The sequence below is a fragment of the Comamonas sp. 17RB genome (assembly GCF_030056555.1).
In the GTDB taxonomy this organism is placed as follows: Bacteria; Pseudomonadota; Gammaproteobacteria; order Burkholderiales; family Burkholderiaceae_C; genus Comamonas; species Comamonas terrigena.
Genome location: NZ_JASHHY010000007.1, coordinates 208,478 through 229,579 on the forward strand (window position 1 = coordinate 208,478; position 21,102 = coordinate 229,579).

Genomic DNA, 21,102 nt, shown 5'->3' on the forward strand with positions numbered 1-21,102 from the left:
ACTGTTGTGACCGATACCCCTGCCGTCCGTACCCACACCGAAGTCGCCGTGGGCGTGCTGATCCGCGAAAGCGATGGCGCGCTGCTGATCACCAGCCGCCCCGCCGGCAAGCCGCGGGCGGGCTGGTGGGAATTTCCGGGCGGCAAGCTCGAAGCCGGCGAGACGGTGGAGCAGGCCCTGCGCCGCGAACTGCAGGAGGAGCTGGGCATCACCATCACCAACTGCATCCCCTGGAAGGTGACGGAGCACGACTATTCCCACGCCCTGGTGCGCCTGCACTGGTGCAAGGTCACGCAGTGGGACGGTGCGTTCGAGATGCGCGAAGGCCAGCAGATGGCCTGGCAGCAGCTGCCGTTGACGGTGCGTCCGGTGCTGGAGGGTTCTTACCCGGTGCTGGAGTGGCTGAGCGCCGAGCGCGGTCTGCCGTTTGATGGGGCGCTGTATGCCCAGGATGCCGCTGCCGCAGAAAAATAAATGCCAGCCGGTGCACGTGCTGCACGGGCTCCGGAGACTCTGTCCACGTGGCATGCCATGCCACCGCCGTGGGCGCTGAAAAAATCTTTGCAGGCTGACTCTGCTGCGCCGGTCTGTGGACAAGTCCGGATCAGCCGTCGCAGTCCGCAGGCGGTCGTGCGCAAGCTGCGCCGTGCGGGCACTCAAACAGGGGGGAGGGAAGCCGGGAATTGTGGGCCGCTGCCTGTGTGCAGCGGGGCGTTCACACGGCGGATTCAGTCCTCGAAGCGCGGATCGCCGTACTGTGCGTCCTGCGGCGGGGTCTGGACGGGAACGCGGAATTCCTCGTTGCCCCAGGCGCCCAGGTCGATCATCTTGCAGCGTTCGCTGCAGAAGGGGCGAAAGCGGTTGCTGCGCGCGAACAGCGTGGCCTGGCCGCAGGTGGGGCAGTTGACCACCGGTGCGTCCGGGTTGGAAGAGGGCGGGGAAGAAGGGTCGGCAGGTGTCGTCATAGGGCGGCTAGCCTAGCGCAAAGCCTGCTCAGGCACAGAGCGTGAGCTCAAAAGCCGCCTCTTCCGTGGTGGACTGCAGCTTGCCGTCTTCGTCGGGCCGCATCAGCCGCACCGACACCATCAGGCGGTTGCCGCTGATTTCGGGCACCAGGTTCAGTGCCGGATCGATGCGCAGGCGCAGCAGATGGTAGCTGCGGCCGGCGGGCAGGTACTGCTGGAAATGGCCGTTGGTGGCCGCCACTTTCTGCGGTGTGCCGGTATCGCGCAGCAGGCCCAGCACCAGGAACAGCGCATCCGACAGCGGCTGGAAGCAGGCCGACCAGCGCTGCAGATCGGCGCGGCGGCGCTCGCTGGGCTGGTGTTTCCAGGTGTGGTAGGCCGGCAGGTCGAAGCCGCAGGTACCGCCGGGAATGCCCATGCGGCTGCGCACGGCCATCAGCCAGTCGTTTTCGGTCAGTGTCTGGCCGGTTCTGCCGGCCTGGCTGTTGAGGGCGGTGAAGGCCGCATCCAGCCGGCCGATGATGTGGTCCAGCATCTCTTCGGCAATCGAGGGGTTGCCGCGGTAGCTGTCCAGCTGGCCCTTGTGGCGCTCCAGATCCTTGAGTACATCGGCCTTCAGATCGGCCCGGGCGGCCACATCCATCAGCTCGAACAGGGTGGCCAGCGCGTAGTGGTGGTCCAGCGCGGTGTCACGTTCCAGCAGTTCACCGAGACGGCGAAACAACTGCTCCAGGCGCAGATAGGTTCTCAGCCGTTCGTTGAAGGGATATTCGTAAAGGATCACGCTGGCGGCTTCCGGGGAGGCTTATCCAATCTGGGGACACATTGCGGAAATCGTGCAAAGGCAGAACGCGCTTCGATCTGATCTTCAGACTTTATAGCATCATAGCTGGAAGAAGTCAGCAATTTGATGCGCATGATCCCGCAATTGATCCAGCGTAATACCGTCGTTGTAGATCACCCAGTCGGCTGCGGCGCGGCGTTGGGACCGTGTGGCCTGGGTGGCGATGATGGCCTCCACGGCGCTGCGCTCCAGCCCACTGCGCTGCATCACGCGCGCAATCTGGGTCTCGGTGGCGCAATCCACCACCACGATCTGGTCCAGGCGCGCCGGCCAGCGGGGCGATTCCACCAGCAGCGGGATGTCGAACACCAGCAGCGGGGCACCGGCCGCGATGGCGGCCTGGGCATGCGCTTCGGTGGTGCTGCCCACCAGGGGGTGGATGATGGCTTCCAGCTGGTGGCGGGCATCGGCATGCTGGAACACCAGGGCGCGCATGGCCGCCCGGTTCAGACTGCCATCGGCGTCGATCACCTCGCTGCCAAAGCGTTCGCGGATCAGCGGCATGGCCGCGCCGCCAGCGGCGGTCAGACTGCGGGAGATGGCATCGGCATCCAGCAGGGCCGCGCCCCGTGCGGCCAACATCTGGCCCACGGTGCTTTTGCCGCTGCCGATACCGCCTGTCAGACCCAGGCGCAAAGGGTGTCGGTGCATCACATTCCTGCCAAAGCAAACAGGCTGCGCAGCACCGTGTCGGAACCGAACACCATGGCGGCGAAGCCGGCCCCTGCCAAAAAGGGACCAAAGGGAATGTAACCGCCTTCCCGCAGCCGGTGGAACAGCAGCATGGGGAGGGCCACCAGCACGCTGCTCAGCGAGGCGATCAACAGCAGCGGCACCAGTGCCTGCCAGCCCAACCAGGCGCCCAGCGCCGCAAACAGCTTGAAGTCGCCGTAGCCCATGCCCTCCTTGCCGGTGAGCAGCTTGCAGCCCCAGTACACCAGCCACAGCGACAGATAGCCGGCCGCGGCGCCAAACACCGCATCCGGCAGTGCCACGCCGGTCCACGCCAGGGCACTGGCCAGCACGCCGGCCCACACCAGGGGCAGGGTGATGCTGTCGGGCAGCAGTTCGGTGTCCCAGTCGATCAGTGCCAGGGTCAGCAGCGCGGCGCTGAAGCCGCACCAGGCCAGCCCCGTGGGGCTGAGCCCCCAGCGTGCGGTGCAAAAGGCAAACCCGGCGGCCGTGGCCAGCTCCACCAGCGGATAGCGCAGGCTGATGCGGGCGTGGCAGCTGCGGCAGCGCCCCCGCAAGACCAGGTAGCTGAGCACCGGAATGCGGTCGTACCAGGCGATGGCCTGGCTGCAGTGCGGGCAGTGCGAGCGCGGGCGGGTCAGGGTGAGCGGCGCGGTAGCGGCCGCGTCAGCCCCCAAGGCGCCGCAATGGCAGTGGGTCTGGTGGTGCGCGGCGCATTCCGCGGCGAACTCTTGGTCCATCATGCGCGGCAGCCGGTGGATGACGGTGGTCAGAAAGCTGCCGACCAACAGGCCGAGCAGGGCAGCGCCCCAGGCTTCGAGTCCCCAGACCAGTTCCATCACGCGCCCAGTCCCTGCAGGAATGCGGGCCGAGACAGGGATGCAGCAAGGCTGTCCATGAGCAAGGGGAGGCCGGTCAATGTCCTGGGTTGCAGGCTGTGTAGGGACTGGGGCAGGCACGGGCTGCGTCGCCCTGCAGGTGCAGCGCAGAAGGTGCGGGGTTGTGGGTCAGCGAGCGGTCGATGGGGTGGTGTCACCCTGCGGCGCACGCCCGTAGCCATCTGCACGCACGTCCACCCGGAAGGTCCGGGAGATTCCATGGGAGGGGTGTGCAGCAGCGGGGCAGGCATGTAGCGGTGTGGCGGATGGACGGTGGAGGACTTCCATCATCCGTGATCCCACACAGGCTGCATAGACACAAAAGCCTGCTTTCGCAGGCTTGTGGTGGCAGAAAATGGATGGTCGGGGTGAGAGGATTCGAACCTTCGGCCTCTACGTCCCGAATGCGCTCTTCAAGGTCCTAAACCCGCTCTGTTGATTGGGTGATTCATTGTAAATCAAATGCTTGCACTCATCGTCGTTTGCTTTCGCTCGCATGCGCTTAGTGGTAAGTGCTGCTTGTTTGCCACTAACTAGGAGGTGATGCCGGAGTTCGCGAAATGCCGTTGTCTGGTGCATGGGTGGGGAATAAAAACGCTGTCTAGACGCTGGACCTTAACTTCCAGAGTTCTCGGTGACGTCTCCAGCAGCCTTCAAGCCACTAACCAAAGACGATATAGCGGCAGTGCTCAGCGTGTCTTTGCGTACCATCGAAAACTGGGTCCATGAAGGCATGGTCCCTCCGTCCTCTAAGATTGGGAATCGGGGTTATTGGTACCCGAGGGTCTTCTACACATGGCTTGAAGGGCAACTGACTGTTGATACAACTGATGCGGAGATGAGTCACGCGGCACCGTCGCTGTCAGGTGCACGCCTTGCAAAACGGAAGAAGCTGCAATCGCCTGCTAAATTTGGTAAATCGGAATTAGAACAGCTGCATTCGCGAGAGCAGGCCAAGCTGGAATCCTTGCTGTCATGACCGCACATGGTGACGAGCCTTGCCCCGGTACTGGTTTCACAGTTAGGACTGCTTGGTTCCCCGCCTAACTTGGCTGGCTGCTTCCCCATCCGAGGGGTCTGACAGTCTCTTTTAGACCAAAGCGACACAGTGAAGTGACACGCGGAATGTGGACTGAGTCCACCAAGGGATAGGCTGACTTTTTGAGCGAATTTCTGTGCGCTCTCTTATAAAAAGCGCAAACACTAAATTTCCCCCTCTACGCGGTACGCTCCTTGTGAATTGATGAGGAGGTGATGGGATGTTGCCCCACTCGTCCTAGGAGACGATGGTCGTTAAAGCGATGGAGAAATCCACCGTGCCTAGTCTGAACTTGGAGCTGAGGCAAAGGAATCTGCTGAAGGGATGTTGGTCAGTACATGCTGAGGCGATGCCATGCATGTCGGGTTGTGGCCTCACAACATCAAAATGTAACAATAACGTTGCTATCTGCTACATTGAGCGAAGAGAGGCATGGATGTCAGAAGCAAGCAACCAACAACACGATTCGCCAGCTGGAACCACCGCAGGCAGTCCACCCCAAAAAGAAAAAGAGTACTGGGAAGAGCCGGAGTATCAGCGGCTCTTCACTGAGCTGTCGTTCAATGCTGGGCTAGAGACCGACAGGCAGTTGCTCACGCTTAGCTCTGCAGGGTTGGCACTGCTCGTTGGCCTGCTAAGTGCAAAGACCATTGACTCACCTCTGCTAACCGTTCTCTTTGTTTTGTCAGGCGGAGGGTTCGTCTTTGCCATCTACACATTGGTTGATATTCTTGACAGAAACAAAACACACATCAACAAGATTGCAGGCGGTGGTGACTCTCACTGTCCACTCTTGGCCGCCCTTGAAGTCAGAGCGAAGCGAGCTTTCCTTTTTTCCGCCATTGGCGTTTTAGTTATTGGTTTATTCATCAGCGTGAAAGGTGCATCGTGGGAGATAACGACAAAAGAGACAAAGTCGGAGCCGCAAGAGTCCCGGTCTTTGACAGTGCCAATGAACTCAGCATCCCCACAAGGCAAAAAGGACTAGCGGGTACTTTTGTAAGCTCGCCTAGAACCAACGCGAACGCAAGCGTTGACGGGGTCTTTGTTCCAGGAAAAGGTGGGCGCGTACCAGTACAAACCACACCTAGCGGTGTCTATGTTCCAAAGAAGTCCAGCCCCAAGTAGTTCGCAAATAACTTGCGCTGAAAACTTCTGAGCGCCTCTTGAGTAGAATCTCCATCGCCGCCGATTCCCCTATATATCCAGTGTGCTCTGAATGAATTAGCAAGGGCGCAGAGGAAACTTGGAAAAATGAGTTGCGAGGCGGCAGCGCACTCTTGGCCGTCCTGAAGTCAGAGCGAAGCGAGCTTTCCCTTTCTTCGCCATTGGCATTTTAGTTATTGGTTTATTCATCAGCGTGAAAGATGCATCGTGAGAGATAACGAGAAAATCGGAGCAACCAGCAACGGTGAGCCAACCTTTGAGAGTGCCGACAAGCTCTTCACACCTAGAAGCAGAAAAGGACTAACAGGCACTTTTGTACCCACTTCCGGACGAAGCTCGACAGCGAGCGCAGACGGCGTCTTTGTCCCAGGCAGAACAAAGCCCCCTGTAAGCGCAGCTCCGTCAGGAGTATTCGTCCCAAAGAAGTCAAGCTCCTAGTAGATAAACGAATTATTCACGCCGAAAATTTCTGAGCATTCTTTCATTGAGCGGGCACTTTTGCATTTCCCGCCCGTGGAGGGCTGTTGATTTTCCGGTCTCTCCGGGAGAGCACACGTCCTCTCTTTTATACCGTGCATAAGCGGACAGCCCCCAGTCCCCGTAAGACTGGCGCACCATCGGTGCGGTGGTCGAGGTAACACTCCACCCGGAGGTAGCGGGAAGAAGTGAAGCCACCTATCTAGTAACCCTGAAGCCCCTTGCGAGGGGCGTTGTTGTTTCTGGTTGCACTCGTTCAATTTCTAATCCTCTCCTGACTGACCTTGGCGTAGTCGACGAAGAGGCCGTTGCGCCGTTCCAACTCGACGCGCTGCTTTACGTCAATGGCCTCCTGCTCGGGTGATGCGTAGAGCATTGGGTTTGTTGCCCTGCTTCACGGATGCGAATCGCGACGCTGTCGTTGGTGCGAGTCAATTTTGGCTTGAAGCTGCCGGCCTTGAGGGGGCAATGTAAGCCTTGAGGGCCTTCTCGCGGTTGTATGCGAATGTTTGTGTCAGGTCTATGCGCTTCTAAACCGCTACGGCAAAGCGGGACCTGTTTTCGATGGACGCCATGAGACGTGTGCTCCAGGGTTGAGGAGCAAGGTCTAGGAAGGCTTTTTATGCCGCTTGCGCGGATGTGGCATGAAGACGTGTTGTCTGCCACTAATTTGCCACTAAATGACAAAGCCCCAGTGGTTGGGGCTTTGGTAACTCCTTGATGTGCAAGGAAAATTCTGGTCGGGGTGAGAGGATTCGAACCTCCGGCCTCTACGTCCCGAACGTAGCGCTCTACCAGGCTAAGCTACACCCCGACTTTTTCCGGCCTGCGTTGCAAGCGGAAGCTGAAATTCTAAACCCAAATCAGGTGCGGCGCAGCAAAAGCTGCGAGGCCAGCTGGCGCATGGCATCGGTGTGCGTGTTGGCGGGCAGGCTGTCCAGTGCCTGCATGGCGCGCATGGCTTCGTTGTGGGCGGCCTGGCGGGTGGCGTCCAGCGCGCCGGTGCTGCGCACAATGGCCAGGATTTCCGGCAGCTTGTCGGTGGAGCCCTGTTCGATGGCTTCGCGGATCACGGCGGCCTGTTCGGTCGTGCCGCGCTGCATGGCAATGATGAGCGGCAGCGTGCATTTGCCTTCGCGCAGGTCATCGCCCAGGTTCTTGCCCATTTCGGCGGCATCGCCGTCATAGTCCAGCACATCGTCAATGATCTGGAAGGCGGTGCCCAGGGCCTGGCCGTAGGTGACGCTGGCGGCTTCCTGCTCCGGGCTGGCGCCGGCGAGGATGGCGGCAATCTGGGTGCTGGCTTCGAATAGCTTGGCCGTCTTGGAGCGGATCACATGCAGATAGCCGGCTTCGCTCAGTGAGGCGTCGTGGGTGTTGATCAGCTGCTGCACTTCGCCTTCGGCAATGATGTTGGTCGCATCCGACAGCACCTGCAGGATGCGCATATTGCCGGCGGCCACCATCATCTGGAAGGAGCGGGTGTGCAGAAAGTCGCCCACCAGCACACTGGCGGGGTTGCCGAAGTTCTCGTTGGCCGTGGGACGGCCGCGGCGCAGGGTGGACTCGTCCACCACGTCGTCGTGCAGCAGGGTGGCGGTGTGGATCAGTTCCACCACGGCCGCCAGCTCGAAGCGGCGGGTATCTTCGCAACCCAGGGAACGGGCCACCATCAGCAGCAACGCAGGGCGCAGGCGTTTGCCACCTGCAGCAATGATGTACTGGGAGATCTGGCCGATCAGCGGAACACTGGTGGTCAGGCACCGCGCAATGACGCCGTCAACTTCGCGCATGTCATCGGCGATGAGGGCCAGCGGGTTGGTGTTGGAATGAACTGTAGTCAAGATATGCCGCCTTCGAGAGGCTGGATTATAGGAAAGCTGCAGTGGCCCTAGGGTGCTCACTCGGGCGCGTTGTTCAGGCCTTGCACACAAATCTGGAAGGGGTGGTACAATCGCCGGCTCCATGGAAATTAGTCCATGGGTGATTCCCCTTTGAAAGAGGTTTACATGTACGCGGTCATAAAAACCGGTGGCAAGCAATATCGCGTTGCTGCTGGCGAAAAAATCAAAGTAGAACAGATTGCTGCGGACGTAGGCCAGGAAATCGTGATCGACCAGGTTCTGGCAGTCGGCAACGGCGCTGAACTGAAGGTTGGCACGCCCCTGGTGTCCGGCGCAACTGTGAAGGCAACTGTGGTTGCTCACGGCAAGCACGACAAGGTGCGCATCTTCAAGCTGCGTCGTCGTAAGCACTACGCCAAGTCCCAAGGCCATCGCCAGCAGTTCACCGAACTGCAAATCGTGGCGGTTGCTGCTTAATTCTGAAGGAGCTCAGTCATGGCACAGAAAAAAGGCGGCGGCTCTACGCGCAACGGACGTGATTCCAAGCCAAAAATGCTGGGTGTGAAGGCCTTTGGTGGTCAGCTGATCAGCGCTGGTTCCATCATCGTGCGTCAACGTGGCACCAAGTTCCACCCCGGCACCAATGTCGGCGTGGGCAAGGACCACACCCTGTTTGCTCTGGTCGAAGGCAATGTGGTTTTTGAAACCAAGGGCGCCTTGTCCAAGCACACGGTCAGCGTGACTCCCGTCTAAGCAGACGGTCTTCACCAGACCCTGGCAAAGCCCCGCACAGTCGGGGCTTTGCTGTTTATTCCGGGCGAAAGCCCTGCCATACCCGGCGCGGTGCGTCAGACGGTATGCTTGCCCGGTGCCGGATGCGCCGGTTATTTCAGTGGAACGGGATCCCCCATGAAGTTCGTCGATGAAGCTTTTATTGACATTGCCGCAGGCGATGGCGGCAATGGCTGCGTGTCGTTCCGGCACGAAAAGTACAAGGAATTCGGCGGTCCGGACGGGGGCGACGGCGGCCGTGGCGGCCATGTGTTCGCCGTGGCCGATCCGGCCCTGAACACCCTGGTGGACTACCGCTATTCGCGCCGCCATGAAGCCAAGCGCGGTCAGCACGGCATGGGCTCCGACATGTTCGGCGCGGCCGGCGATGACATCACCCTGAACATGCCGGTGGGTACCATCATCACCGACGCCGAGACCGGCGAAGTGCTGTTCGAGCTGCTCGAAGCCGGCCAGAAGATCACCATTGCCAAGGGCGGCGATGGCGGCTTCGGCAATCTGCGCTTCAAGAGCGCCATCAACCGCGCCCCGCGCCAGAAGACGCCGGGCTGGCCCGGCGAGCGCCGCAACCTGAAGCTGGAGCTGAAGGTGCTGGCCGACGTGGGTCTGCTGGGCATGCCCAATGCGGGCAAGTCGACGTTCATTGCGGCCGTTTCCAACGCCCGCCCCAAGATTGCCGATTACCCCTTCACCACCTTGCACCCCAACCTGGGTGTGGTGCGCGTGGGCCCGGAGCAGAGCTTTGTGATCGCCGATATTCCCGGCCTGATCGAAGGTGCGTCCGAAGGCGCCGGCCTGGGGCATCTGTTCCTGCGCCACCTGCAGCGCACCCGCCTGTTGCTGCACGTGGTGGACATGGCCCCGTTCGATGAGGGTGTGGACCCTGTCGCCCAGGCCAAGGCCATTGTGGAAGAGCTGCGCAAGTACGATGAAGGCCTGCACAGCAAGCCACGCTGGCTGGTGCTGAACAAGCTGGACATGGTGCCGGTCGAAGAGCGTGCAGCCCTGGTCAAGGATTTCGTCAAGCGCTTCAAGTGGAAGGGCCCGGTGTTCGAAATCTCGGCACTGACCCGCGAAGGCTGCGAGCCGCTGATCAAGACCATCTACCAGCATGTGCGTGCGCAGCAGCTGGCCGAGCTGGCACCGGATCCCAAGGACATCGATCCCCGCTTCGCCGATGCCGATGACAGCGGACTCGATCTGAGCAACGACCCCCGTTTCGCTCCCCGCGATGCGGACTGAGCTGCACGGCTAGAACCAACAGCGCTCATGGGCGCTGTTTTGCTTTCCATTCAATCGCTGTTGGCGCGCCTGCAGAGTGCGCCAGGGCCCACAAACGCTGATATTTCATGGCTTCCAATGTGCTGCGCGATGCCCACCGCATCGTGGTCAAGGTCGGTTCCAGTCTGGTCACCAACGAGGGCCGCGGCCTCGACGAGGCGGCCATCGAAGAATGGTCGCGCCAGCTGGCCAGCCTGGTGCATGGCGAGGACGGCAGCAAGCGCGAAGTCATCATGGTCTCCAGCGGTGCCGTGGCCGAAGGCATGAAGCGCCTGGGCTGGGCCAGCCGCCCCAAGGAACTCCATGAGCTGCAGGCCGCTGCAGCGGTGGGCCAGATGGGTCTGGTGCAGATGTATGAAACCAAGCTGCGCGAGCAGAATGTGGGCAGTGCCCAGGTGCTGCTGACCCATGCGGACCTGGCCGACCGCGAGCGCTACCTGAACGCCCGTGTCACGCTGCTGACCTTGCTGCAGCTGGGCGTGGTGCCGGTGATCAACGAAAACGACACCGTCGTCAACGACGAAATCAAGTTCGGCGACAACGACACCCTGGGTGCCCTGGTGGCGAACCTGGTGGAAGCCGATGCGCTGGTGATCCTGACCGACCAGAAGGGCCTGTACACCGCCGATCCGCGCAGCAACCCCGATGCCCAGTTCGTGCACGAGGCCCAGGCCGGGGATCTGGCGCTGGAAGCCATGGCCGGCGGCGCAGGCTCCAGCATCGGCAAGGGCGGCATGCTGACCAAGATTCTGGCGGCCAAGCGGGCGGCCGGCTCGGGCGCATCCACCGTGATCGCCTGGGGGCGCGAACAGGACGTGCTGCTGCGCCTGACGCGCGGCGAAGCCATCGGCACGCTGCTGGTGGCGCCCACGCACAAGAACCAGGCGCGCAAGCAGTGGATGATGGACCATCTGCAGCTGCGTGGCGCCGTGACGGTGGACGAAGGCGCGGCCCGCGTGCTGCGCGCCGAAGGCAAGAGCCTGCTGCCCATCGGCATGACGGCGGTGGAAGGGGATTTCTCGCGCGGTGAGGTGATTGCCGTGCGCGACCCGCAAGGCCAGGAACTGGCCCGCGGTCTGGCCAACTACGCCAGCTCCGAAGCGCGGCTGCTGTGCCGCCATGCTTCCAGCGAAATCGAGCGCCTGCTGGGCTACACGGCCGAGCCGGAAATGGTGCACCGCGACAACATGGTGCTGACGGCCCACTGAAGCGCCCCAGGGCGCGCTACAGGCCGTGCGGCGGCCATGCAAAAAGGAGTGGCATGCCACTCCTTTTTTGATGGGGATCAGACCGGCTGCGGAGGCAGCTCAGGACTTGGGTGCCTGGGGGTCCGGGTCGAAACTGGCGCCGGGGGGCAGTTCCAGCCCCGGGTTCAGCAGCAGGCCGGTGCGCTGCGGAGGAATCAGGGGGTCGGGCTCGCCGGCCAGCGGAGCGCCATCGCGGCCCCGCATGCCGCTGCGCAGATAGCGGTTGCGCTGTTCATGGCGGGGCAGAAAGCGGGCCAGTTCCGTCAGGGCCAGTTCGTACACCCCGCGTTTGAACTCCACCACCACATCCAGCGGCACCCAGTAATCGTTCCAGCGCCAGGCATCAAACTCGGGGTGGTCGGTGGCACGCAGGTTCAAATCCCAGTCGTGTCCGGTCAGCTGCAGCAAATACCAGATCTGCTTTTGCCCCTTGTAATGGCCCCGCGCGTCACGGCGTATGTAACGGTCTGGCACCTCGTAGCGCAACCAATCCCGGGTGCGGGCCACCACGCGAACGTGGTTGGGCTTCAGCCCCACTTCTTCGTGCAGTTCCCGGAACATGGCCTGTTCGGGCGTTTCGCCCCGATCAATGCCGCCTTGTGGGAATTGCCAGCTGTGGGTGCGGATGCGTTTTCCCCAGAACACCTGGTTCTTGTGGTTGAGCAGGATGATGCCGACGTTCGGGCGAAATCCGTCCCGGTCAAGCATAATCGAACCCCAATTTTGTCTATTGCGGCCATTATGCACGGTGCTCTGCACCCGGCAAGGTCGCCGACCCGATATTCCGTTTTCCTGCCCATGAAAGCTTCCCAATTTCTCATCTCCACCCTGAAAGAAGCTCCGGCCGACGCCGAAGTGGTCAGCCACAAGCTCATGACGCGGGCTGGCATGATCAAAAAGCTGGGTGCTGGCATCTACAACTACATGCCCATGGGCCTGCGCGTGATCCGCAAGGTCGAAGCCATCGTGCGCGAGGAAATGAACCGCGCCGGTGCCATCGAGGTGACCATGCCCGTGGTGCAGCCTGCCGAGCTGTGGCAGGAAACCGGCCGTTTCGAGAAGATGGGCCCCGAGCTGCTGCGCATCAAGGACCGCCATGAGCGCGACTTCGTGATCCAGCCCACGTCCGAGGAAGTGGTGACCGACATCGCCCGCCAGGAGTTCAAGAGCTACAAGCAGCTGCCCAAGAACCTCTACCAGATCCAGACCAAGTTCCGCGACGAGCGCCGTCCGCGTTTTGGCCTGATGCGGGGCCGCGAGTTCATCATGAAGGACGCCTATTCCTTCGACAAGGACCGCGACACTGCCCAGATCAGCTACCAGACCATGCGCGAAGCCTACAAGCGCATCTTCGACCGCTTCGGCCTGCAGTACCGCGCGGTGCGGGCAGACTCGGGCGCCATCGGTGGCGATCTGAGCGAAGAGTTCCAGGTGATTGCCTCCACGGGGGAAGACGCCATCGTCTACTGCCCCCAGAGCGACTACGCCGCCAATATTGAAAAGGCCGAAAGCCTGGCCCCCACCCAGGCCCGCCCTGCGGCTGGTCAGGCCATGGCCAAGGTGGCCACGCCCGGCAACAGCACCTGCGAATCCGTGGCCGCCCAGCTGGGCCTGCCGCTGGCGCAGACTGTCAAGTCGCTGGTGCTGGCCACTGACGAGCTGGACGACAAGGGCCTGATCGCCAAGACCCAGGTCTGGCTGCTGCTGCTGCGCGGCGACCACGAGATGAACGAGATCAAGGTCGGCAAGGTGGACGGTCTGGCCGGTTTCCGCTTTGCCTCGGTGCCCGAGATCGAAGACCACTTCGGCTGCAAGCCCGGCTACCTGGGTCCCATCAACCTGAAGAAGCCCGTGAACCTGGTGGTGGACCGCGATGTGGCCGTGATGGCCGACTGGGTCTGCGGTGCCAATGAGGAAGACTTCCACATCACCGGCGTGAACTTCGGCCGTGACCTGCCCGAGCCTGCCCTGGTGGCCGACCTGCGCAATGTGGTGGCCGGTGACGCCTCGCCCGACGGTGCGGGTGCACTGGCGATCGAGCGCGGCATCGAGATCGGCCACGTGTTCTACCTGGGCACCAAGTACTCCCAGGCCATGAATGCGACCTTCCTGGGCGACAACGGCAAGCCCCAGCACTTTGAAATGGGCTGCTACGGCATTGGCGTGACCCGTCTGCCGGCTGCGGCCATCGAACAGAACCACGACGAGCGCGGCATCATCTGGCCCGACGCGATTGCACCCTTCACCGTGGTGGTCTGCCCCATCGGCATGGGCCGCAGCGAAGCCGTGAAGACCGCCGCCGAGCAGCTCTACAGCGAATTGCTGGCACTGGGCGTGGACGTGATCCTGGACGACCGTGACGAGCGCCCCGGCGCCATGCTGGCCGACTGGGAGCTGATCGGCGTGCCCCACCGCGTGGTGCTGGGTGACCGTGGCCTGAAGGATGGCGTGGTCGAGTACCAGCACCGCCGCGATACCGAAGCCACCAAGATCGCTGCAGGCGACATCCTGTCGGACCTGAAGGGCCGGCTGGGCTTGAACTGAGCCCCCGCGCCAGCGCGATGACCAAAAAGGCAGCCACGAGGCTGCCTTTTTTTCATCCGAGGAACAGACCGTCGCTAAGAGGGATGGCAAGAAACAGGCGCAGCCGATGCAGGGCGGGCCTCGGCCGTCCCCGGCATGGACCTCTCCTCTGGACGCCAGGGGACCACGCTCTGCCTGTGCCTGTGCCTGTGCCGGGTCAGCAAGCGCCATAAAAAAAGACTGCCTGGGCAGTCTTTTTATGCAGGCCACACAGGCCGGGGGCTCAGGGCACGCTGGGGGCCGGGTTTTCGCGCCCGGCCGCCGGCTGCTGTGGCGACTGGAGGGGCGGATGGGCCACGCCGGTGTGCAGCGGCGGGGGCAGTTCGGGCGCCTGGGGCGCGGGGGGCAACGGGGTCTTGCCGTCGTCCGACAGGCGCGAGACCAGCACCTGGTCGATGCGGTAGCTGTCCACGTCGATCACCTCGAACTTGTAGCCTCCCCAGTTCACGCTGTCGGTGCGGCGCGGCACGCGGCGCAGCATCACCATCAGAAAGCCGGCCAGGGTCTCGTACTCTTCGGCGTGGGGCATTTCTTCCAGGTTCAGCGCGCGCAGCACATCGTCGATGGGCGTCACCCCGTCGATCAGCCAGGAGTGTGCGTCGCGGCGCACGATCTGCTGTTCGTCGTCATCGGGGGTCACCAGATCGCCCATGACCGTGCTCATCACGTCGTTCAGCGTCACCACGCCCACCACCAGGCTGTACTCGTTCAGGATGATGGCAAAGTCTTCGTGCACCTGCTGGAACTGGTCCAGCACCTCGGCCAGGGTCAGCCGGTCCGGCACGATCAGCGCCTTGTGCACCAGGGGACTGCCGTCCTTGAGCGAGATGGGCTGGTTGTTCAGCACGCGCTGGAACAGGTCCTTGGCGTCCACATAGCCCACCACATGGTCGATATCGCCGTCGCACACCGGGTAGGTGGAGTAGGGCTCTTCGGCAATGCGGGCGCGGATCACCTGGTCCGGGTCATCGCGCAGAAAGTAGGCGATGCGGTCGCGCTGCGTCATGGCCGACGACACGGTGCGCGAATCCAGCTCGAACACATTGGCAATCACCTGCTGCTCGCGCCGGGCCAGCACGCCGGCGCGGGCACCGGCTTCGGCCATGGCCAGGATGTCATCGGAGGTGATCTTCTCGTCCCGCTTGTCCGGCAGGCCAAACAACCGGAACAGCGCATCGGTGATGCGGCTGTAGAACCAGACGATGGGCTTGAACATGGTGATGCACAGCTGCATGGGGCGCAGCACGCGCACCAGCAGGTATTCCGGCTCGGTCATGCTCAGGCGCCGCGGCAGCAGGTCGGCGAACAGAATGAACAGCGAGGTGATGACGAAGAAGGACAGCACCGAGCCCGCGCTGTGCGCCGAGCCCGCTGGCAGCCACCAGGCCAGCAGCTCGGCAAAGCCGGCGCTGAACGTGCCTTCCCCCACGATACCGCCCAGGATGGCGATGGCGTTCTGACCCACCTGCACCACGGTGAAGTAGTCACCGGGCTGCTCCTGCATCTTCATGGCCTTTTCTGCACGGGGGTCGCCTTCGTCGGCCATCTGGCGCAGGCGCAGACGGCGGGAAGCGGCCAGGGAAATTTCGGCCACGGCCACGAAGGCACTGGCGGCAATCAGCAGGGCAATGATGAGCAGGCTTTGTGTCAAGGTCATAGATCAGTGGGGTGGCTGGTGACTGCCTAGCGTCACCATTGTGCATGCCTCCTTCGCATGCAGGCAGAGGGGATTCCGTGCCGCTGCCCTGCGGCCGGAAACGAAAAACCGCCCAGAAGGGCGGTTTCGGACAAAGCAGGGGCCATGCCAGCCAGACTGGTCATCGGGGTCGGCATCGGTCCCAGCAGGTGCATGGTGTGCGCGGCTTCAGGCCTGGCCGTCCAGCAGCTGCTTGAGCTCACCGGACTCGTACATCTCCATCATGATGTCCGAACCGCCGATGAATTCACCCTTCACATACAGCTGGGGGATGGTGGGCCAGTTGCTGTAGTCCTTGATGCCCTGGCGGATTTCCTGGTCTTCCAGCACGTTCACGGTGGAAATCGCCTTGGGCTCCACGCCGCATGCCTTCAGGATCTGAATGGCACGGCCGGAGAAGCCGCACATGGGGAAGCTCGCGCTGCCCTTCATGAACAGCAGGATGTCGTTGTTCTTGACCAGTTGGTCGATGCGTTGTTGAACGTCGCTCATGGGGTGCTCCTTGTAGGGGATCTGCAGGCGCATTGCTCTGCAGCATTGCCGCTGATTATTTCACTGTCTGGCCATTGCCGGGCGCGCACGGTATTTGCCCGCCCGTGCAACGGGCAATCCCGGCCAGATCCTGGCGGCTTTGCACCTGGGTGAAACCGGCGGCGTCCAGCAGCTGCTGCACGGCCTCCGACTGGTCCCAACCGTGCTCGATCAGCAGCCAGCCGCCGGGCATCAGGTGGGCCGGGGCCTGGGCGCAGATGGCGCGGATGTCATCCAGCCCATCGGCACCACTGGTCAGCGCCTGGCGTGGCTCGTGCTGCAGTGCGGGCATGTGGGGGTCGTCCTCGCGGATGTAGGGCGGGTTGGTGACGATGGCATCAAACCGGCCTTCCACCTGCTCCAGCCACGACGAATGCAGCACACGCACCGGCAGCTTCAGCTGCGCGGCATTGGCGCGCGCCACGGCCAGGGCATCCTGGCTGTAGTCCACTGCAGTGACCTGGGCGTCGGGGCGCTGGTGCTGGATGGCCAGCGCGATGGCGCCGCTGCCCGTGCCCAGGTCCGCCACTTGCGGGGCGGACAGCGGTTGCAGCACTTCCAGCGCCCATTCCACCAGGGTTTCGGTGTCGGGGCGGGGGTCCAGCACGCGGGCATCCACCTGCAGCGGCAGGCCGAAAAATTCCTTGCGGCCGGTCAGATAGGCCACGGGCTCGCCGTTCAGGCGGCGTGCCAGCAACTGTTCCCACTGGGCCGCCTGCGCGGGGGACAGGAGGTCGCCGTCGTGCGTCAGCAACCAGGCGCGGCCGGCATCCGGCCGGCCCACACAGTGCAGCAACAGCAATTGCGCATCGATGCGGGCCAGACCGCGCTGGGCCGCGTGCTGCAGGGCCTGGGCCAGGGTGGGGGCGTTCATGGTGGTGGTGACAGTCTGTCTGGTTGCGGGGCCCGGTGGCGGGCGGAAACGTTGAGGACGTGGCGGCGCGCACGCACCGCGTGCGCCTGCAGAGGTCCAGGCGTCAGCCGTTGACTTCCAGTTCGGCCAGCAGCTCCGCCTCGCGGGCATGCTGCAGCGCGTCCAGCACATCGCCCAGATCACCTTCCATCACCGCCAGCAGCTTGTACAGCGTCAGGTTGATGCGGTGGTCCGTCAGGCGGCCCTGGGGAAAGTTGTAGGTGCGGATGCGGTCCGAGCGGTCGCCCGAGCCGATCAGGCCCTTGCGCAGCGCGGCCTCCTTGGCGGCACGCTCGCTGCGCTCTTTTTCCTGGATGCGCGCCTGCAGCACCTGCAGGGCCTTGGCCTTGTTGCTGTGCTGGCTGCGGCCGTCCTGGCATTCGGCCACGATGCCGGTGGGCAAGTGCACCACGCGCACGGCCGAATCGGTCTTGTTGATGTGCTGGCCGCCGGCGCCGCTGGCGCGGAAGGTGTCGATGCGCAGATCGGCCGGGTTCAGTGTGATGGCCTGGTGCTCGTCCGGCTCCGGCATCACGGCCACGGTGCAGGCGCTGGTGTGGATGCGGCCCTGGGTTTCGGTGGCGGGCACGCGCTGCACGCGGTGGCCGCCGGATTCAAAGCGCAGGCGGCCGTAGACGTTGTCGCCGTCCACGCGCAGCACCACCTCCTTGTAGCCGCCGATTTCGTTCTCGTTGGCGCTCATCACTTCCACCTTCCAGCCCACATTGGTGGCGTGGCGGGTGTACATGCGGGCCAGGTCGCCGGCAAACAGCGCGGATTCGTCGCCACCGGTGCCGGCGCGGATTTCCACAAACGCAGGGCGGGCGTCGTCCGGGTCCTTGGGCAGCAGCAGGCGCTGCAGCTCGTCCTCCAGCTGCACCAGCGCGGCTTCGCCGGCGCTGATTTCGTCCTGTGCCATCTCGGCCATGTCGGGGTCTGCCAGCATCTCGCGTGCGGCGGCGATGTCGGCCTCGGTCTGCAGGTAGCGCTGGTAGCGGCCGGCCACGGCCGTCACGTCGGCGTGTTCGCGCGAGATGCTGCGGTACTTCTGCATGTCGCCCATGATGTCTTCACGGGAAAGCAGAAAGTCCAGTTCTTCCAGGCGCTGGGCAAAGCGCTCCAGCTGGTTGCGCAAAAAAGGCTTCATGGCGGGGCAGGGGGCGGATGGGTGCTATCCGAAGGATAGCTGCTCACGCAGATGGATATGGCGTGAGAGGGCGATCTGGCTGCAGCACGACGAGCGCGGCCACAGCCTGGCAGGTGGGCTGCGCTAACGGTCGCTGCGGCGGGCGCGCAGGAACAGGCGGGAGACGGTGGCGGCGGTCTGGGCGCGTTCTTCCGCATCGCCCTGGTGCAGCGCCGCCATGGTGCCGTGCATCATCTTCTGGGTCAGGCCACGGGACAGGGCTTCGAGCACGGTGTCCATGTCTTCCCCCTTGGCCAGGAGCTTTCTGGCGCGGGCGATTTCCAGGGCGCGCCATTCGTCGGCCTGGGCGTTGATCTGCTGGATCAACGGCACCACACCGCCCAGGGAGCGCTGGTCCATCCACTGCACGAAATTCAGCACGCCGGCATCGATGATGGCTTCGGCCTGGGCCACGGTGGCCTGGCGGCTGGCCTGGGCGGTCTTGACCACGCTGGCCAGGTCGTCGACGGTGTACAGGTACACGTCGCGCAGGTCCTTGATTTCGGGCTCGATATCGCGCGGCACGGCCAAGTCGACCATGAAGATCGGGCGGTGCTTGCGTTTCTTCAGCGCACGCTCCACGGCGCCCAGGCCGATGATCGGCAGGCTGGAGGCGGTGCAACTGATGATGGCGTCGTATTCGTGCAGGTGGTCCGGAATGTCGGCCAGACGCATCACGCTGGCGCCCAGGCGGCACGCCAGCTTTTCGCCGCGCTCCAGCGTGCGGTTGGCGATGGTGATCTGCTGCGGGTTGCGTGCCGCAAAGTGGGTGCTGGCCAGCTCGATCATCTCGCCCGCGCCCACGAACAGGATGCGGATCTTGGAGAGGTCTTCAAACAGCTGCCCGGCCAGGCGCACGGCGGCGGCGGCCATCGAAATGCTGTGCTCGCCGATTTCGGTGGAGCTACGCACTTCCTTGGCCACGGCAAAGCTGCGCTGGAACAGCTGGTTGAGGGTGGTGCCCAGGGCGCCCGCATCTTCGGCGGCGCGCACGGCGTTCTTCATCTGGCCCAGGATCTGGGTTTCACCCAGCACCATGGAATCCAGGCCCGAGGCCACACGGAAGGCATGGCGTGCGACCGAGCCGCTTTCCAGCAGATAGGAATGCTGGCGCAGCACATCGGGGGTGACGCCGCCGGACTGGGCCAGCCAGCCCAGCGTGTGGTCCAGCGCGGGGGCGTCGGCGGCGCAGTAGATCTCGGTGCGGTTGCAGGTGGAGATAATGGCCGTTTCCACCTCGGGGTGGCGGGTGGCGCTGGTCAGCGACTGGCGCAGACCGGTCAATGTCGGTGCAATCTGGTCGAGTGCGAACGCAAACCGGCCCCGTAGATCCAACGGTGCCGTGTGATGGTTGATGCCGAGAGCCCAGACTGCCATAGACCATGATTATAAAATTCAGCGGCCTTTTGCGTTGGACCACAACGCAAAGACTTGATCTGTGTCATTTTCATGCCTGCCCTGACCTTCCTCAACCACCTGCTCAATTTTCTGGCACCGGCCGTTTTTCTGGCGGTGCTGCTGGGCGTGGGAGGGCGAATCTTCTGGCGCTCGGCCACGCCGCTGGTGAACCTGTGGGAGCAGATGCTGCTCAACGCCGTTCTCGGCGCAGCGGTGCTGGGCCTGTGTTTGGCGCTATGGGGGCGTGACGGCAAGCTGGCCACCTACGCACTGCTGGTGCTGGCCATGGGCAGCTGCCAGTGGCTGCTGCTGCGCGGCTGGAAAGCCTAGCGCGGGCGGTGGAAGCGGTGGACAAGCGCTCTGGAGCGGGCCGGCTGGCCGCTCCATATATCTGCTGACCTCAGGGGTATAGCGCCGCGCGGGCGGGGGGTCTGCGGTCTTGGGATTGCTACATAAAAACCGCTTTTAGGGCGACTCGGGGGCGGCCCCGAGTGGCTGCGCCGCACGGTCCAGGGCCGCCTGCTCCAGCACCCAGTGGCGGAAATCCTGCAGCTCGGCGCTGGCGGGGCGCTGGGCCGGGCGGCAGAGAAAGTAGCCGCGCTCGATGCGGAATGCCCGTTGCACCGGCACCACAATGCGTCCGCTCGCCAGGTCCTCCTCGATCAGGCAGCGCTGCACCACGGCCACGCCCATGCCGGCGATCACGGCCTGCACCAGCAGCGTCACCTGTTCGAAGTCGGCCACCGGCGCGGGACACAGGTCCTCGCAACCCATCTTGCTGAACCAGCGGGCCCAGTTGTCAGGGTAGTTGGTATGGGCCAGCAGCGGGCGGGCCATCAGGTCTTCGGGCCTGCGTATGGCCTGTGCACCTTCCACGTCCTGGGGGCGGCAGATGGGCACCAGGTCCTGGCCCACCAGGTAGTCGGCGGCCAGCTGGTCCGGCCACGGGTCGGCGCCGATGCGCACCCAGGCATCGGTCTGGGGATCGGTCAGCGGGTCGTCGCGGCGGTAGGGGGCAAAGCTCAGCACCGTGCCGGGATGGCGGGCGGTGAAATCCGGCAGGCGCGGAATCAGCCAGTGGCTGAACAAGGTGGGCGGCACCGACAGGCGCAGCTGGCGCCCGCTGCGGCGGCGGCGCATGGCCGCGGTGGCCGATTCGATGGTGAAGATGGCCGGGCCGATGGCGTCCAGATACTGCCGGCCGGCGGTGCTCAGCACGCTGCGGCGCCCCTGGCGCTCGAACAGGGCAAAGCCCAGATGCTCTTCCAGCCGGGCGATGGCGCGGCTGATGGCGCCCTGGGTGACGCTCAGCTGCTCGGCCGCCAGCGTGTAGCTGCCCAGGCGCGCCGCCTGGGCAAAGGCATGGAGTTCGGACAGGGAAGGGGACTGGATGCGCATGGGGGGAGGAAGCGAAAGGATGCCGAGGAATACCGTCCCTGCAAGCAGCTTTTGCGCCAATTATGAGCATTGGTAATGCATGCGTGCTTTTTTGTCCCTTTTCGCCCGGTGCGCTGCAGCCAAGAATGGCCGCATTCACAACAATCCCGAATTCTGAGGAGAAGCACCCC

At 63.4% G+C, this 21,102-nt stretch carries 20 protein-coding genes and 1 tRNA gene; 8 read left to right on the forward strand and 13 right to left on the reverse strand.

Features of this window, described 5'->3' with window-relative positions; genetic code table 11:
* Window positions 1–6: 6 nt before the first annotated feature.
* Window positions 7–474 (forward strand): NUDIX domain-containing protein, encoded by a 468-nt coding sequence (locus QM470_RS14055; RefSeq protein ID WP_283339701.1) that lies wholly within the window; start codon window positions 7–9, stop codon window positions 472–474.
* A gap of 254 nt (window positions 475–728) precedes the next feature.
* Here the strand turns inward: QM470_RS14055 and QM470_RS14060 are convergent, their stop codons facing one another.
* The 4 genes from QM470_RS14060 to QM470_RS14075 all read right to left on the reverse strand — a co-directional run bounded on the left by QM470_RS14060 (window position 729) and on the right by QM470_RS14075 (window position 3,341).
* The gene (locus QM470_RS14060) at window positions 729–965 is read right to left on the reverse strand and encodes a DNA gyrase inhibitor YacG (protein ID WP_066540517.1); all 237 of its coding nucleotides are present in this window, start codon (window positions 963–965) and stop codon (window positions 729–731) included.
* A 28-nt stretch (window positions 966–993) separates the two neighbouring features.
* Complete coding sequence (gene zapD / locus QM470_RS14065) at window positions 994–1,749, reverse strand: cell division protein ZapD (protein ID WP_066540520.1); 756 nt, start codon at window positions 1,747–1,749, stop codon at window positions 994–996.
* A 99-nt stretch (window positions 1,750–1,848) separates the two neighbouring features.
* Window positions 1,849–2,460, reverse strand: a complete 612-nt coding sequence (coaE, locus tag QM470_RS14070; protein ID WP_272970909.1) for a dephospho-CoA kinase — start codon at window positions 2,458–2,460, stop codon at window positions 1,849–1,851.
* On the reverse strand, window positions 2,460–3,341 hold the full coding sequence (locus tag QM470_RS14075; protein ID WP_283339702.1) for a prepilin peptidase: 882 nt from the start codon (window positions 3,339–3,341) through the stop codon (window positions 2,460–2,462). The genes coaE and QM470_RS14075 overlap by 1 nt, the downstream gene beginning before the upstream one ends.
* A gap of 1,514 nt (window positions 3,342–4,855) precedes the next feature.
* Here QM470_RS14075 and QM470_RS14080 point away from each other — a divergent pair.
* Window positions 4,856–5,407 carry a hypothetical protein gene (locus QM470_RS14080; RefSeq protein ID WP_283339703.1) on the forward strand — a complete coding sequence of 184 codons (552 nt, stop codon included), beginning with the start codon at window positions 4,856–4,858 and terminating at the stop codon, window positions 5,405–5,407.
* Between the two features lie 1,393 nt (window positions 5,408–6,800).
* Here QM470_RS14080 and QM470_RS14085 read toward each other — a convergent pair.
* A tRNA-Pro gene (locus QM470_RS14085) sits at window positions 6,801–6,877 on the reverse strand.
* Window positions 6,878–6,926: 49 nt separating this feature from the next.
* On the reverse strand, window positions 6,927–7,856 hold the full coding sequence (locus QM470_RS14090) for a polyprenyl synthetase family protein (protein WP_283339776.1): 930 nt from the start codon (window positions 7,854–7,856) through the stop codon (window positions 6,927–6,929).
* 216 nt (window positions 7,857–8,072) lie between these two features.
* Here QM470_RS14090 and rplU point away from each other — a divergent pair, with 216 nt between their 5' ends.
* The 4 genes from rplU to proB all read left to right on the forward strand — a co-directional run bounded on the left by rplU (window position 8,073) and on the right by proB (window position 11,188).
* The gene (gene rplU, locus QM470_RS14095; RefSeq protein ID WP_066540532.1) at window positions 8,073–8,384 is read left to right on the forward strand and encodes a 50S ribosomal protein L21; all 312 of its coding nucleotides are present in this window, start codon (window positions 8,073–8,075) and stop codon (window positions 8,382–8,384) included.
* An 18-nt stretch (window positions 8,385–8,402) separates the two neighbouring features.
* Complete coding sequence (gene rpmA, locus QM470_RS14100; RefSeq protein WP_066540535.1) at window positions 8,403–8,660, forward strand: 50S ribosomal protein L27; 258 nt, start codon at window positions 8,403–8,405, stop codon at window positions 8,658–8,660.
* Between the two features lie 156 nt (window positions 8,661–8,816).
* Window positions 8,817–9,941, forward strand: a complete 1,125-nt coding sequence (gene cgtA / locus QM470_RS14105; protein WP_066540538.1) for an Obg family GTPase CgtA — start codon at window positions 8,817–8,819, stop codon at window positions 9,939–9,941.
* 107 nt (window positions 9,942–10,048) lie between these two features.
* Window positions 10,049–11,188 (forward strand): glutamate 5-kinase, encoded by a 1,140-nt coding sequence (proB, locus tag QM470_RS14110; protein WP_280011665.1) that lies wholly within the window; start codon window positions 10,049–10,051, stop codon window positions 11,186–11,188.
* Between the two features lie 99 nt (window positions 11,189–11,287).
* On the opposite strand, the gene QM470_RS14115 is transcribed toward proB, so the two are convergent.
* Entirely contained in the window at window positions 11,288–11,935 is a 648-nt protein-coding gene (locus QM470_RS14115; protein ID WP_280011666.1) for an RNA pyrophosphohydrolase, read from the reverse strand.
* 90 nt (window positions 11,936–12,025) lie between these two features.
* On the opposite strand from QM470_RS14115, the gene QM470_RS14120 reads away from it, so the two are divergent.
* Entirely contained in the window at window positions 12,026–13,771 is a 1,746-nt protein-coding gene (locus QM470_RS14120) for a proline--tRNA ligase (RefSeq protein WP_283339704.1), read from the forward strand.
* A gap of 262 nt (window positions 13,772–14,033) precedes the next feature.
* Here the strand turns inward: QM470_RS14120 and paeA are convergent, their stop codons facing one another.
* The 5 genes from paeA to hemA form a co-directional block, all read right to left on the reverse strand.
* Window positions 14,034–15,467 (reverse strand): polyamine export protein PaeA, encoded by a 1,434-nt coding sequence (paeA, locus tag QM470_RS14125; protein WP_283339705.1) that lies wholly within the window; start codon window positions 15,465–15,467, stop codon window positions 14,034–14,036.
* A 207-nt stretch (window positions 15,468–15,674) separates the two neighbouring features.
* Complete coding sequence (grxD, locus tag QM470_RS14130; RefSeq protein WP_066540866.1) at window positions 15,675–15,998, reverse strand: Grx4 family monothiol glutaredoxin; 324 nt, start codon at window positions 15,996–15,998, stop codon at window positions 15,675–15,677.
* Window positions 15,999–16,053: 55 nt separating this feature from the next.
* Window positions 16,054–16,911, reverse strand: a complete 858-nt coding sequence (gene prmC / locus QM470_RS14135; RefSeq protein WP_283339706.1) for a peptide chain release factor N(5)-glutamine methyltransferase — start codon at window positions 16,909–16,911, stop codon at window positions 16,054–16,056.
* A gap of 103 nt (window positions 16,912–17,014) precedes the next feature.
* A complete protein-coding gene (prfA, locus tag QM470_RS14140; RefSeq protein ID WP_218332940.1) occupies window positions 17,015–18,097 on the reverse strand; it encodes a peptide chain release factor 1 in 1,083 nt (360 codons plus the stop codon).
* A gap of 123 nt (window positions 18,098–18,220) precedes the next feature.
* Window positions 18,221–19,513 carry a glutamyl-tRNA reductase gene (hemA, locus tag QM470_RS14145; protein WP_066540550.1) on the reverse strand — a complete coding sequence of 431 codons (1,293 nt, stop codon included), beginning with the start codon at window positions 19,511–19,513 and terminating at the stop codon, window positions 18,221–18,223.
* Between the two features lie 72 nt (window positions 19,514–19,585).
* On the opposite strand from hemA, the gene QM470_RS14150 reads away from it, so the two are divergent.
* Window positions 19,586–19,864, forward strand: a complete 279-nt coding sequence (locus QM470_RS14150; RefSeq protein WP_280011671.1) for a hypothetical protein — start codon at window positions 19,586–19,588, stop codon at window positions 19,862–19,864.
* Window positions 19,865–19,999: 135 nt separating this feature from the next.
* On the opposite strand, the gene QM470_RS14155 is transcribed toward QM470_RS14150, so the two are convergent.
* Complete coding sequence (locus tag QM470_RS14155; protein ID WP_283339707.1) at window positions 20,000–20,932, reverse strand: LysR substrate-binding domain-containing protein; 933 nt, start codon at window positions 20,930–20,932, stop codon at window positions 20,000–20,002.
* Window positions 20,933–21,102: the final 170 nt, after the last annotated feature.

Bases quoted from the DNA above. Each gene is read 5' to 3' on its own strand.
- QM470_RS14060 (WP_066540517.1), bottom strand. From the start codon at position 965: ATGACGACACCTGCCGACCCTTCTTCCCCGCCCTCTTCCAACCCGGAC.
- paeA (WP_283339705.1), bottom strand. From the start codon at position 15,467: ATGACCTTGACACAAAGCCTGCTCATCATTGCCCTGCTGATTGCCGCC.
- coaE (WP_272970909.1), bottom strand. From the start codon at position 2,460: ATGCACCGACACCCTTTGCGCCTGGGTCTGACAGGCGGTATCGGCAGC.
- QM470_RS14075 (WP_283339702.1), bottom strand. From the start codon at position 3,341: ATGGAACTGGTCTGGGGACTCGAAGCCTGGGGCGCTGCCCTGCTCGGC.
- QM470_RS14090 (WP_283339776.1), bottom strand. From the start codon at position 7,856: ATGCGCGAAGTTGACGGCGTCATTGCGCGGTGCCTGACCACCAGTGTT.
- QM470_RS14080 (WP_283339703.1), top strand. From the start codon at position 4,856: ATGTCAGAAGCAAGCAACCAACAACACGATTCGCCAGCTGGAACCACC.
- QM470_RS14120 (WP_283339704.1), top strand. From the start codon at position 12,026: ATGAAAGCTTCCCAATTTCTCATCTCCACCCTGAAAGAAGCTCCGGCC.
- QM470_RS14115 (WP_280011666.1), bottom strand. From the start codon at position 11,935: ATGCTTGACCGGGACGGATTTCGCCCGAACGTCGGCATCATCCTGCTC.
- grxD (WP_066540866.1), bottom strand. From the start codon at position 15,998: ATGAGCGACGTTCAACAACGCATCGACCAACTGGTCAAGAACAACGAC.
- prfA (WP_218332940.1), bottom strand. From the start codon at position 18,097: ATGAAGCCTTTTTTGCGCAACCAGCTGGAGCGCTTTGCCCAGCGCCTG.
- hemA (WP_066540550.1), bottom strand. From the start codon at position 19,513: ATGGCAGTCTGGGCTCTCGGCATCAACCATCACACGGCACCGTTGGAT.
- rplU (WP_066540532.1), top strand. From the start codon at position 8,073: ATGTACGCGGTCATAAAAACCGGTGGCAAGCAATATCGCGTTGCTGCT.
- rpmA (WP_066540535.1), top strand. From the start codon at position 8,403: ATGGCACAGAAAAAAGGCGGCGGCTCTACGCGCAACGGACGTGATTCC.
- prmC (WP_283339706.1), bottom strand. From the start codon at position 16,911: ATGAACGCCCCCACCCTGGCCCAGGCCCTGCAGCACGCGGCCCAGCGC.
- QM470_RS14155 (WP_283339707.1), bottom strand. From the start codon at position 20,932: ATGCGCATCCAGTCCCCTTCCCTGTCCGAACTCCATGCCTTTGCCCAG.
- proB (WP_280011665.1), top strand. From the start codon at position 10,049: ATGGCTTCCAATGTGCTGCGCGATGCCCACCGCATCGTGGTCAAGGTC.
- cgtA (WP_066540538.1), top strand. From the start codon at position 8,817: ATGAAGTTCGTCGATGAAGCTTTTATTGACATTGCCGCAGGCGATGGC.
- QM470_RS14150 (WP_280011671.1), top strand. From the start codon at position 19,586: ATGCCTGCCCTGACCTTCCTCAACCACCTGCTCAATTTTCTGGCACCG.